The following is a 12,544-nucleotide window of genomic DNA, read 5'->3' on the forward strand; positions in this document are numbered from 1 at the left end:
GATGCAGGCAACCCGTTCGAAAAAGCCGCCGCGCGTCGGCGATGCCCCCGCCATGCGTCGCGCACTGATTGCAATCACTCTCCTGCTCGGCGCGCTGCTGATCCTCGCGCCGCTGCTGATCATCGCCGTGCAGGCCTTTTCCGAGGGCTGGAAGGTGTTCGCCGCCGCCATCGCCCATCCCGATACGCTGCATGCCATCCTGCTGACCGTGGTGACGGCGCTGATCGCCGTGCCGATCAATACCGCCTTCGGCGTCGCCGCCGCGTGGTCGATCACCAAGTTCGATTTTCCCCTGCGGCGACTGCTGCTGGTCGTCATCGAGATTCCCTTCTCGATCTCGCCCATCGTCGCCGGCGTCGCCTATCTCTTCGTCTATGGCCTGCAGGGCCTGTTCGGCCCGCTGCTCGATGCCTATTCGATCAAAATCCTGTTTGCGCTGCCCGGCATCGTGCTCGCCTCGATGTTCGTCACCGCGCCTTTCGTGGCGCGCGAGCTGATCCCGCTGATGCAGGCGCAGGGGCGCGATCTGGAGGAGGCGGCGACCTCGCTCGGCGCGTCCGGCTGGCGCACCTTCTTTTCGGTGACGCTGCCGAACATCCGCTGGGCGATGCTCTACGGCATCATCCTCTGCAATGCCCGCGTCATGGGCGAATTCGGCGCGGTCTCGGTGGTCTCCGGCAATATTCGCGGCCAGACCAACACGCTGCCGCTGCATATCGAGCTGCTCTATCACGATTACCAGACGACCGGGGCCTTTGCCGCCGCCTTCATCCTGACGCTGCTCGCCGTCGTCACCATCATCGCCAAGGTGGCGCTCGAACGGCGCGGCGCCGGCCGCCGCCGTCGCGCGCCTATCGTCACCCCCGCCCCGGAGGTCGCCAAGTGAAAATCCGCCTCGAAAACGTCGTCAAGACCTTCGATACCTTCCGCGCCGTGCATGGCGTCTCGCTCGATATCGAAAGCGGCGAGCTGGTGGCGCTGCTCGGCCCCTCGGGCTCGGGCAAGACCACCATCCTGCGCATGATCGCGGGGCTCGAATATTCCGATGGCGGCCACATCTATTTCGGCGATCAGGACGCCACCGACATTCCCGTCCGCGACCGCGGCGTCGGCTTCGTTTTCCAGCATTATGCGCTGTTCCCGCATATGACCATCGGCGAAAACATCGCCTTCGGCATGAAGGTGTCGAAGCTTAAACGCAGCACCGAAGAAATCGAGGCGCGTGTCAAGGATCTGCTGCGGCTGGTCAAGCTCGACGGGCTTCAGGACCGGTTTCCGGCGCAGATCTCCGGCGGCCAGCGCCAGCGCGTGGCGCTGGCGCGTGCGCTCGCCGTCGATCCCAAGGTGCTGCTGCTCGACGAGCCCTTCGGGGCGCTGGACGCCAATGTCCGGCGCGATCTTCGCCGCTGGCTGCGCGAAATCCATGCCGAACTCGGCATCACCACGCTGTTCGTCACCCACGACCAGGAAGAGGCGCTGGATCTGGCCGACCGCGTCGTCATCCTCAATGGCGGGCAGATCGTGCAGGAAGGCACGCCGGAACAGGTCTGCCGCCAGCCGAATTCCGCCTTCGTCATGCGTTTCCTCGGCGATACCAACAGCCTGAAAGCCACCGTCGCCAATGGCAAGGCGCAACTTCCCGCCGGCGAGATCGATGCCCCCGGCTGCCCGGACGGACCGGCCGAGGTCTTCGTGCGGCCGGGCGATCTCGACTGGGCGAGCGACGGCGCCGGCATTCCCGCCGACGTCCATCAGGTGCTTGACCGCCCCGGCAACCGCCGCATCCTCGCGGCAACAGTGCAAGGCGACACGCTGGAATTCGACGTTGCCCCGGAAACGGTCGTCAAGGCCGGCGATCGCGGCATGGTCCGTATCATCAGGGCCAAGGTGTTTGCGGCGGGGTGACTACGTGATGGTTGCCATTTCGCTGCGGGTCACGGCCGCCGTGGCGTTGCCCTGGCAGAAACTGGAGCGGCGCGGGCGGCCGATCGGCTTTTCCAGCTCGCTCAGCGTCACGAACAGCGGCGGGTAAAGATAATCGACGCCGGGCGAGGCGCGATAGGAAAGCCCGCTGATCTGGTATTTGAACAGCGAACGCGTCACCGTCTTTCCCTTGATGGTGTCGGAAATACCCCAGCCGGGCTGCACGGGCGGCGAAATAACGTTCGCCTCCTCGCCGGTCTTGAGGAAGACGTGGAACGTGCCCGCGACGCCGCTCGATATCTTGACGTCGAAATGGACCTTGTCGTCGCGCTGGTGGATGCCCTTGGTGATCGTCACCGTGCCGCCGGTCAGCGCGGCGGACAGATCCTTGAAGCATCGCCGGGTCGAGGTCGGCAGGGCCTTCATTTCGGCGAGATCGATGATCGCCTCGCCGAGCGCGATCATCTCCGCTTCGCCGAGATTGCTTTCGTGATTGTCCCACTTGCCATTGGTGGAAGTGCCCTTCCAACCCGGATCGCAAACCACTGCCATTCCCGTTCTCCCCTTGGGCAACACGCCGTCCGAGTTGTAGAACAGGAAGGCAGCGTTGGCAAAGCGGTTCAGGCGGCCATTGCCTCGTTTCGCAGTTCGTCACCGAACAGCAGCATGGTCGGCCCGTCATTCTTCGCCGCGCGTTCCAGCGCGGCGGGCAGGTCGGCAAAATGGGCGACGACTTCCGTCTGCCAGCCATAGGCCTTGCCGATCGCTTCCAGGTCCGGCGTGTAGATGTCGACGCCGAGCGGCGGGATATTCTGCGAGACCATGTAGGACTTGATCTCGCCGTAACCGTTGTTGTTGTGCAGCATCATGATGACCGGCACTTTCGCTTCGGTGGCCGAGGCCAGTTCCGAGACCGAGAACTGCAAGCCGCCATCGCCGACCAGCGCGACGACAGGACGCTCCGGCGCACCCAGCTTGGCGCCGATGGCCGCCGGCAGGCCGTAGCCCAGCGTGCCGTAGCCGGTCGCCGAGTTGAAATAGCTCACCGGGCCGCCGGAGGCGAAACCGAGATTGCCGGCATAGACGAGCTGGGTGGAATCGCCGACGAACAGCACGTTTTCCAGCGTGTCGCGCACCTTGGCGAGGATCTTGAGGTCACCGATCATCGCCGGCGTCAGGTCGGCGGCGCCTTCCTTGCGGGCGGCGGCGACGCGGGCGGCGCCATCGCGCCTGGCCGGCGTCAGGCCGCCGGAGATCAGCGAAAGAGCGCTCGCGCTGTCGGCGACGATGCCGATTTCCGGGGCGCGGGTGCGCATGATCTGGGTCGGATCGATATCGATGCGGATGAGCTTGCCGGGGATCGAGAAGCCGCCATCCTCATACATGTCGTAATCGGTCGGGCCGAATTCGGTGCCGACGGCGAGAACCACGTCGGCGGATTCGACCAGCTTGCGCGACGACGGGCAGCAGGGCGACAGCGCGATGTTGAGCGGATGCTCAGGCGGCAGGATGCCGCGGCCGTTGGTGGCGGCGATCAGCGGCGCATCCAGCGCCTCGACGACCGCGCGCACTTCGCTTGCCGCGCGCGCCGCGCCGCCGCCGACCAGCACCACCGGGGCCTTCGCCGAATTCAGGAGCGCGACGGCGTCGCCGATGGCGGCTGCATCGCCGCTCGGGCGCTTCAGGCGCACGACCTTGTGCGGCACGGGCAGGTGATCGGCCGGGGCGAGCATGACGTTGATCGGCAGCTCGATATGCACCGGGCGCGGGCGCTCGCTGTCGAAGACGGCGAAAGCGCGGGCCAGCGCCATGGACAGTTCTTCCGGCCGGTTGACGGTGTAGCTGAATGCGGAAACCTGCGAGACCAGCGCCTGCTGGTTCGGCAGCTCATGCAGCCAGCCCTCGCCCGAGCCCATGCGGCCATGCTGGTTGACAGTGGAGATGACCAGCATCGGCACCGAATCGCCATAGGCCTGGCCCATGGCGGTGACGATATTGGTCATGCCGGGGCCGGTGATGATGAAGCAGACGCCCGGCTTGCCGCTGGCGCGGGCATAACCATCGGCCATGAAGCCGGCGCCCTGCTCGTGGCGGGGTGTCACATGGCGAATCGAGCTGCCGGCGAGGCCGCGATACAGTTCCACCGTATGCACGCCCGGAATGCCGAACACCGTGTCGACGCCATAGGCCTCCAGCAGTTTCGTCAGATACATGCCCGTGCTGATCATCTCGCGTCCCCTCTCCATGCCGCAATGTTATTGTTATACACGCGTATAGTAATTGCCGAAACAATGCAAGCAAGCGGAGGTTTCACAGCCCCGCGAGGCCCTCCACGGCGCGCGCGACGATGGTGTCGATATCGGCATCGATGGCGACGGTGACAACGCCCGGCTCGCCGGTCGGCACCTCCAGCGTCGCCAGCTGGCTATCGAGCAAGGACAGCGGCATGAAGTGGCCTTCGCGCGCCCCCATGCGCGCGCCGAGAAGTGCGCGGGAGCCGTCGAGATAGACGAAGGCGAGCCGGCCGCCGGCAGCCTTGCGCAGGCGGTCCCGATAGGCGCGCTTCAGCGCCGAGCAGGACAGGACCAGCCCCTCGCCTGCCGCCAGATGACGGCCGATCTTGGCGCCGATGGCATCCAGCCACGGCCAGCGGTCGTCATCAACAAGGGGAATGCCCTTCGACATCTTCTCGACATTGGCGGCCGGATGCAGCCGGTCGCCCTCCAGGAAGGCATACCCAAGCCGCGCCGCCAGCCCCTCGCCGATGGAGGTCTTGCCGGAGCCGCTGACGCCCATGACGCAGACGGCAAGAAAACGGGATGTTGGCATGGCGTTCCTCTCGGGTTTCGGCGGCGACTCAGGACGTCTTGTCCTTTCGGTCTCGCACGACCAGCGGCATGAAAACCGAAAGGAAGAGCAGCCGCAAGACATGATGGCTGCCGACATAGGTGGCATCGACATGCATCATCACCGCCATCGCCGCCATGGTTTCCAGCCCGCCGGGGGCGAAGGCGATCAGCACCGCATTCAGCGGCACGCCGGTCAGCCACGACACCAGCCAGGAGGCCAAGCCGGCCAGCAGGGTGACGAGCAGCGTCGTCACCGCGCCGGCGACGAAGGCGCGGCGCATGGCGAAGAAGGACAGGCCGGAAAAGCGGGTGCCGATGACGCAGCCGAGCACGACATAGACCGGTATCGTCAGCCAGGCCGGCACGCCGCCGGAAACGAGGCCGCTGATATGGCTTGACACCGACACCGCGACGCCGCCGAGCAGCAGCGCCGCCGGAAAGCGCCAGCGCAGGAACAGCATGCCGACCGCCACCGAGGCGAGGATCTCCGCCACCAGCACCGCCAGCGGCATGTCGGCGAGCAACAGCGGCGGCGCGACGCTGACGAGATCGAAGACCTGCACGATCAGCGGCACCATCAGCGTCAGGGCAAGGACGCGCACGCTCTGGATGATCGAGATGGCGGCGATATCGCTTTTGGTATCGGCGCTGAGGCTGATGATGAAGCTGAGATGGCCGGGCGAGGCCGCCAGCATCGCCGTGCGTCGGTCGTAGCCGAAGCCGCGCTCCAGCACGGCATAGGCGCCATAGAAGATCACGGCGATGGCCGGCATCAGCAGCAGGAAACTCGCCGGCCAGGTGCGCGCCGCTTCGATCACCGCCGGCGTGACGCTGGTGCCCATGGTGATGCCGATCACCACGAAACAGACGTTGCGCAGCGCCATCGGCACGCCGAGCCGCAGGCCGGCGAAACTGGCGATGGTCAGCGCGATGGCCGGGCCGAGCAGATAGGGTGCGGGAAAGGCGGCGAACAGCGCGATGACAGCGCCGACCGCGCCGATGGCAAGGGTCAGCGCCGCGCGGCGCGGATCGACGTCTGATATGATAGCCATGCCGCCTCAAGCAATTTTGGGACAAAGCGGCCCGAACGGGTCCGCGTTCCTTTTATGGCAATGGCTTGAGGGGTCAACCGTCAGGGGGGCTGATTATTTTTTCGAGGCGGCGGTTTACCCCTCATCCGCCTGCCGGCACCTTCTCCCCGCAAGCGGGGCGAAGGGGATATGCCGCACTGGTTTCCCCAAACAAGAACGGACGGTGAGGCAAGTCCCCTCTCCCCGCGTGCGGGGAGAGGGTTAGGGTAAGGGGCAGGCTGTTATGCCTGCGCCAAGATTGTTATCCCTCCCCGCGTTCCAGCGGGAAATGGCAGGCATAACGGTGATTGCCGGTGTCGCCGAGCAGCGGCTCGACCTTGCGGCAATGATCCTGCACCTTCCAGCAGCGCGGATTGAAGTGGCAGCCGAGCGGCGGCTTCAGTGGCGATGGCAGTTCGCCCTGCAGGCGGATGCGGTTCTTTTCCCGCTCCGGATCGGCGATCGGCGTCGCCGAAAGCAGCGCGGCCGTATAGGGATGGCGCGGATTGGTGAACACCTCGTCGGAGGTGCCGACCTCCACCGGGCGGCCGAGATACATCACCATGACGTCGTCGGCGATATGGCGCACCACCGACAGGCCATGCGAGATGAACAGATAGGCAAGGCCCATCTCCTTCTGCAGGTCCATCAGCAGGTTCAGCACCTGCGCCTGGATCGAGAGATCCAGCGCCGAGACCGGCTCGTCGAGCACCAGCACCTTCGGCCGCAGCATCAGCGCCCGCGCGATGGCGATGCGCTGGCGCTGGCCGCCGGAGAACATGTGCGGATAGCGGTCGTAATGCTCGGTGCGCAAGCCGACGCGGGTCATCATCTCCTCCGCCTTGCGGCGGCGGGTGGCGGCGTCGTCACGGGTGTTGATCTTCAGCGGCTCTTCCAGGATCGAACCGACCTTCTGGCGCGGATTGAGTGAACCATAGGGGTTCTGGAAGACGATCTGCACCTGGCTGCGCAGCGACGCATCGCCGATGCGGGCCGCCTTGCCGTCGATCAGCAATTCGCCGGCGGTCGGATCCTCGATCATGGTCACGAGGCGGGCGAGCGTCGACTTGCCGCAACCGGATTCGCCGACGACGGCGAGCGTGCGGCCCGAATAGAGGCTGAAGCTGACGCCATTCAGCGCCTTGACCGTCGCCTCGGGTTTGAACATGCCGCGCTTGACGGAATAAAACCGCTGCAGGTCGCGGCCTTCGAGAACAGCCTGGCTCATGCGTCACCTCCGGCTTTCGCCAGTTCGACAAGCCCCGGATGGTTCTTCGGCTTGCCCTGAATCAGGGGATAGTTGCACAGCGCCAGACCGAGCGAGGCATCCTGGCGCACCACGCCGCGGTCGCATTCGGCGGTCGCGAAGGAACAGCGCGGCGCGAACAGACAGCCCGTCGGCCGGTCATGCTGGCCCGGCACGACGCCGGCGATCGACGGCAGGCGCTGGCCGATCTCGGCCCGCTCCGGCAGCGCCGCCAAAAGGGCCGCGGTATAGGGGTGATGCGGATCGCGGAACAGGTCGCGCACCGGCTGTTCCTCGACCTTCTGGCCGGCATATTGCACCTGGACGCGTTCGGCTGTTTCGGCCACCACACCCATGTCGTGGGTGATCAGCACCAGCGCCATGCCGTTTTCCCGCTGCAGGCGCGCCAGGAGATCGAGGATCTGCGCCTGGATGGTGACGTCGAGCGCGGTGGTCGGCTCGTCGGCGATCAGCAGTTTCGGATTGCAGGCGAGCGCCATGGCGATCATCACGCGCTGGCTCATGCCACCCGACATCTGGTGCGGGAAGTTCGACAGGCGATCTTCCGGCGCCGGGATGCCGACGAGGCGCAACAACTCGATGGCACGCTCGCGCCGTGCCTTGCGGTCGAGGCCCATATGGACGCGTAGCGTCTCGCCGAGCTGGTAGCCGACCGTGAAGCACGGATTGAGGCTCGACATCGGCTCCTGGAAGATCATGGCGATATCCTTGCCGATGATCTTGCGCCGCTGACGTGCGGAAAGGCCGATGAGATCCTTGCCGTCAAAGGACAGCTTGTCGGCGGTGATCTTCGCCGTCCACGGCAGGAGACCCATCGTCGCCAGCATGGAAACGGACTTGCCGGAGCCGGACTCGCCGACGATCGACAGGATTTCGCCCTTGTCGCAGGTCAGCGACACGCGATCGACGGCGCGGAACAGGCCGGAGGCGGTCTGGAATTCGACCGTGAGGTTTTCGATTTCAAGAAGCGGCATCACGACCTCTTCAGCTTGGGATCGAGCGCATCGCGCAACCCGTCGCCCATCAGGTTGATGGCAAGCACGGTGACGAGGATGGCAAGACCGGGGAAAGTGACGACCCACCAGGCGCGCTGGATGAACTCGCGCGCTTCGGCGAGCATGGTGCCCCATTCCGGCGTCGGCGGCTGCGCGCCGACCCCGAGGAAGCCGAGTGCCGCCGCATCGAGGATCGCCGCCGAGAAGGCAAGCGTCGCCTGCACGATCAACGGCCCGAGACAGTTCGGCAGGATCGTCAGGAACATCAACCGCATCGTGCCGGCGCCGGCGACCCGCGAGGCGATGACATATTCCTTCTCGCGCTCGGTCATGACCGAGGCGCGGGCCAGGCGCACGAAATGGGGCTGGTTGACGATGGAAATGGCGATCATCGCATTCGTCAGGCCAGGCCCCAGCACCGCGACCAGCACCAGCGCCAGCAGCAGCGACGGGAAAGCGAGGATGATATCCATCACACGCATGATGACGATATCGATGCGGCCGCGGAAATAGCCGGCGACCATGCCGATCAGCACGCCCGACAGCACCGAAAGTGTCACGACGACGAGGCCGATGAACAGCGAGAAACGCGCGCCGTAGATCAGGCGCGAGAGAATGTCGCGGCCGACGGCGTCGGTGCCGAGGACATAGCTCCAGCTGCCGCCCGCCATCCAGGCCGGCGGCGCCAGCAGCCTGTCGCGCAACTGATCGCTCGGGCTGTGCGGGGCGACGATGGGCGCGAAGATCGCCACGAACAGCACCAGCAGAAAGACCGCGAGGCCGAGGACGGCGCCCTTGTTGCGCGAGAAATAATACCAGAATTCCGCCAGCGCCGAAGGGTGGCCGGTTTTTGCAGTGACCGTGCTCATGGAAGCGCTCCTAGTGGCGAATGCGCGGGTTGACGAAGCCATAGGCGACGTCGACGAGGAGATTGACCAGCATGATGACGCCGGCGATCATGAGCAGGCCGCCCTGCACCACCGCGTAGTCACGCTTGAACACCGCATCCACCATCCATTTGCCGATGCCCGGCCAGGAGAAGATCGTCTCGGTCAGGATCGCGCCGGCGAGCATGACGCCGACCTGCAGGCCGATGGTGGTGATGACCGGGATCATCGCATTGCGCAATGCATGGACGCCGATGACGCGCAGCGGCGTCAGGCCCTTGGACCGTGCGGTGCGCACATAATCCTCGCCCAGCACTTCCAGCATCGCCGAGCGCGTCTGGCGGGCGATGACGGCGAGCGGAATGGTGGCGAGCACGATCGTCGGCAGGATCAGATAGGAGAGCGCCGATTTGAAGGCCCCCGCCTGCCCGGACAGCAGGCTGTCGATGAGCATGAAGCCGGTGACCGGCTTGAAGAAATACATCAGAGAGATGCGCCCCGAAACCGGGGTCCAGCCGAGATAGCCGGAGAAGAAGATGATCAGCAGCAGGCCCCACCAGAAGATCGGCATGGAATAGCCGACGAGGGCGACGCCCATGACCGTCTGGTCGAGCCAGGTGCCTCGCTTGACCGCCGCCAGCACGCCGGCGGGGATGCCAAGACAGATCGCGACGATGATGGCGCAGAGCGACAGCTCCAGCGTCGCCGGGAACAGCGCCTTGAAGTCGTCGAAGACAGGCCGCTTGCTGACGATGGAAGTCCCGAGGTCGCCTTGCAGGACGGAACCGAGATAGTCGAAATATTGAACATACATCGGACGGTCGAGGCCGAGATCATGCATGATCTGGCTATGCCTTTCCTCCGACATCACGCGTTCGCCGGACATGAGCATGACCGGGTCGCCTGGAAGCATACGGATGAAGGAGAAGGCTATCAACGACACGCCCAGGAACGTCGGGATGAGAATCGCGAGGCGTCCGAGGAGAAAGCGCATCATGGCTTTAGTTACCTGATAAAGTCCGGCGGTCAGGGTTATCCCGACCGCCGGTTAAGCCCGGCAGGCCGGGCAGTTTCCGAGAATGATCGATTATTCGGCGATATCGACGCCGTCGAAGCGATGAATGCCGAGCGGATCCATGTGATAGCCGCTGACCTTCTTGCTGACCGGGCCGAAGGCGATCGAATGGTCGATCGTGACCCAGGGGGCTTCCTTCTTGAACACGACCTGCGCCTCCTGGTAGAGCTTGGTGCGCTCGGCCTGGTCGGACGACTTCTTGGCCGCCTTCACCAGCTTGTCGAATTCCTGGTTGCACCACTGCGCGCGGTTGTTGCCGCCGACGGCTTCGCAGCCGAGCAGCGTATCCAGGAAGTTGTCCGGATCGCCGTTGTCGCCGGTCCAGCCCATGATGGCGGCGCCATCGCGGTTCTTGTCCTTCGACAGCTTCAGGTATTCGGCCCACTCATAGGAGACGATCTCGACGGAGACGCCGACCTTGGCCAGATCCGACTGCATCAGTTCGGCGGCGCGGCGGGCGTTCAGCATGTAGGGACGCGAGACGGGCATCGCCCAGATCTTCATCTTCAGATCCTTGACGCCGGCGGCTTCGAGAGCCTTCTTGGAGCCTTCCGGATCGTACTTGTCGTCCTCGACCTTGTCGTTATACGACCACATGGTCGGCGGGATCGGGTTCTTGGCGACAGCGGCGGCGCCCTGGAAGACGGCGTCGACGATGGCCTGCTTGTTGATCGCCATATTGAGGGCGCGGCGCACCTCAGGCTTGTCGAACGGCGCCTGCAGCGTGTTGTAGGCGAGATAGGCAACGTTGAGGCCCGGCTGCTCCAGAACCGTGAGGTTCTCGTCCTTCTTCAGCTCGGCGACGTCGGCCGCATTCGGGTAAGGCATGATATGGCATTCGCCGGCCTTGAGCTTCTGGGCGCGCACGGCGGCGTCGGTGGTGATGGCGAAGACGAGATCGTCGATCTTTTCCTTGCCCTTGTAGTAGTCGGGGTTGGCCTGGTAGCGGATCACCGCATCGGCCTGATAGGCGACAAAGGTGAAGGGGCCGGTGCCGAGCGGCATCTGGTTAAGCTGGCCCATCTTGCCGTCGGCGGCGAGCTTGTCGGCATATTCCTTCGACATGATCGAGGCGAAGTCCATGCCGAGGTCGGCGAGGAACGGCGCTTCCGGATGGTTGAGCACGAACTTGACCGTCAGGTCATCGACCTTCTCGACCGACTTGACCAGTTCCGGGAAGCCCATGCCGGCAGCATATTCCCAAGAGGCGCCATCGACATACTTGTTCCACGGATTGTCGGCCTTAAGCTGGCGCTCGAAGGAGAAGATCACGTCGTCGGCGTTCAGCTCGCGTGTCGGGGTGAAGTATTCCGTCGTCTGGAACTTGACGCCCTTGCGCAGCTTGAAGGTGTATTCGAGACCGTCGGGCGAAATCGTCCAGCTCTCGGCGAGGCCGGGCTCAAGCTCGGTGCTGCCATGCTTGAATTCGACGAGGCGGCTATAGGCGGTGCGCGAAGAAGCGTCGAAGGTCTGGCCGCCGGTGTACAGGCCCGGATCGAAACCTTCCGGCGACGCCTCGGAGCAATAGACAAGCGTCTTGGACCATGCCGTCGTCGCCATGACCGAGGCGAGCGCGGTCGCGGCGAGCAGGAAAGAGAGCTTTTTCATGATATCGTTTCCCAGATTGTTTTTGTTTTGATCGCACAGATACCGAAGGCCTCGGAGCCGGATCATCTGGGGATGGAACGATATTTGCCCGTCGAAAGCAACAGATGCGGGCGAAATTTTGTCCACACGGACAAAATTAGAAATTTTTTAACACGAACCTCTGTGAAATCGAAATAATCATAATCCGAAAGCGGCTTGCGACCGCTTTTGGCGCAAAATGAATATGGCCCCGGAGCAGGCGCGCGGGGCCATAAAAGCAAATCGATTAGAAAGGGTTCGATCAGGCAGCCGGGGCGGCGGCCACCACGCCGTTCTTTTCCATGCGCTCTGGCAGGCCCAGCAGGAAATTGATCTGCGGGCGCGCCTTGACGAGATCGTCGATGGAATATTCCGCCAGCACCCCGAAAAACGCGTTCAGCGCCTTGCGCAGCGCCGAATTGAGGCCGCAGCTATCGACCAGCGGACACTCGACCACACCTTCCTCGAAGCATTCCGCCATGGCGAAATTGTCTTCCGTGACCTTCACCACGTCGAACAGGCTGATGGCGTTCGCGGCGCGACCCAGACGCACGCCGCCGTTGCGGCCACGCACCGTCTCGACGATGCCAGCCTTGTTGAGCGGTTGCAAAATCTTGAAAAGGAACAGTTCGGAAACCCCGTAAGCCCTTGCAATCTCGGGGATTCGGCTCAATCGTCCTTCATTGGCCGCGCAGTACATCAACATGCGGATGGCATAGTTGGTCTGCTTCGTCAAACGCATGTCGTTCTCCCTGAATCGAGACGTCCGGCACGTATATAGGACGTCTCGTAGATTTGAACAATTCCAAAAAGATGAATTCCAGGATCAACTCCCGACAGATAGCGCGTAAC

The 12,544-nt window shown here is 64.1% G+C and carries 12 protein-coding genes; 2 read left to right on the forward strand and 10 right to left on the reverse strand.

All coding sequences use genetic code 11. From position 1 onward, the window contains the following. Position 1 precedes the first annotated feature (1 nt). Complete coding sequence (gene cysW / locus P7F60_RS01945; protein ID WP_277916010.1) at positions 2-886, forward strand: sulfate ABC transporter permease subunit CysW; 885 nt, start codon at positions 2-4, stop codon at positions 884-886. After that, the gene (locus tag P7F60_RS01950) at positions 883-1,905 is read left to right on the forward strand and encodes a sulfate/molybdate ABC transporter ATP-binding protein (protein ID WP_277916011.1); all 1,023 of its coding nucleotides are present in this window, start codon (positions 883-885) and stop codon (positions 1,903-1,905) included. The genes cysW and P7F60_RS01950 overlap by 4 nt, the downstream gene beginning before the upstream one ends. Here P7F60_RS01950 and P7F60_RS01955 read toward each other — a convergent pair whose 3' ends face one another. From P7F60_RS01955 to rirA, 10 genes are all read right to left on the reverse strand, one after another. After that, entirely contained in the window at positions 1,906-2,475 is a 570-nt protein-coding gene (locus P7F60_RS01955) for a hypothetical protein (protein WP_277916012.1), read from the reverse strand. 68 nt (positions 2,476-2,543) lie between these two features. Next, a complete protein-coding gene (locus P7F60_RS01960; protein ID WP_277916013.1) occupies positions 2,544-4,151 on the reverse strand; it encodes a 5-guanidino-2-oxopentanoate decarboxylase in 1,608 nt (535 codons plus the stop codon). 82 nt (positions 4,152-4,233) lie between these two features. Next, complete coding sequence (locus P7F60_RS01965) at positions 4,234-4,752, reverse strand: gluconokinase (protein WP_277916014.1); 519 nt, start codon at positions 4,750-4,752, stop codon at positions 4,234-4,236. A 28-nt stretch (positions 4,753-4,780) separates the two neighbouring features. Beyond that, entirely contained in the window at positions 4,781-5,824 is a 1,044-nt protein-coding gene (locus P7F60_RS01970; RefSeq protein WP_277916015.1) for an AbrB family transcriptional regulator, read from the reverse strand. 280 nt (positions 5,825-6,104) lie between these two features. Further along, positions 6,105-7,070, reverse strand: a complete 966-nt coding sequence (locus P7F60_RS01975) for a peptide ABC transporter ATP-binding protein (protein ID WP_277916016.1) — start codon at positions 7,068-7,070, stop codon at positions 6,105-6,107. Then, a complete protein-coding gene (locus tag P7F60_RS01980) occupies positions 7,067-8,083 on the reverse strand; it encodes an ABC transporter ATP-binding protein (RefSeq protein WP_277916017.1) in 1,017 nt (338 codons plus the stop codon). Before P7F60_RS01980 ends, P7F60_RS01975 begins: the two co-directional genes overlap by 4 nt. Continuing rightward, entirely contained in the window at positions 8,083-8,973 is an 891-nt protein-coding gene (locus P7F60_RS01985; protein WP_277916018.1) for an ABC transporter permease subunit, read from the reverse strand. Before P7F60_RS01985 ends, P7F60_RS01980 begins: the two co-directional genes overlap by 1 nt. A 10-nt stretch (positions 8,974-8,983) precedes the next feature. Then, positions 8,984-9,988, reverse strand: a complete 1,005-nt coding sequence (locus tag P7F60_RS01990; protein ID WP_277916019.1) for an ABC transporter permease subunit — start codon at positions 9,986-9,988, stop codon at positions 8,984-8,986. A 90-nt stretch (positions 9,989-10,078) separates the two neighbouring features. Next, complete coding sequence (locus P7F60_RS01995; protein ID WP_277916020.1) at positions 10,079-11,674, reverse strand: ABC transporter substrate-binding protein; 1,596 nt, start codon at positions 11,672-11,674, stop codon at positions 10,079-10,081. Between the two features lie 280 nt (positions 11,675-11,954). Next, positions 11,955-12,434 carry an iron-responsive transcriptional regulator RirA gene (rirA, locus tag P7F60_RS02000; RefSeq protein ID WP_277916021.1) on the reverse strand — a complete coding sequence of 160 codons (480 nt, stop codon included), beginning with the start codon at positions 12,432-12,434 and terminating at the stop codon, positions 11,955-11,957. Between the last annotated feature and the right edge of the window lie 110 nt (positions 12,435-12,544).

The sequence above is a fragment of the Rhizobium sp. YJ-22 genome (genome assembly GCF_029601685.1).
Classification (GTDB): Bacteria; Pseudomonadota; Alphaproteobacteria; order Rhizobiales; family Rhizobiaceae; genus Metarhizobium.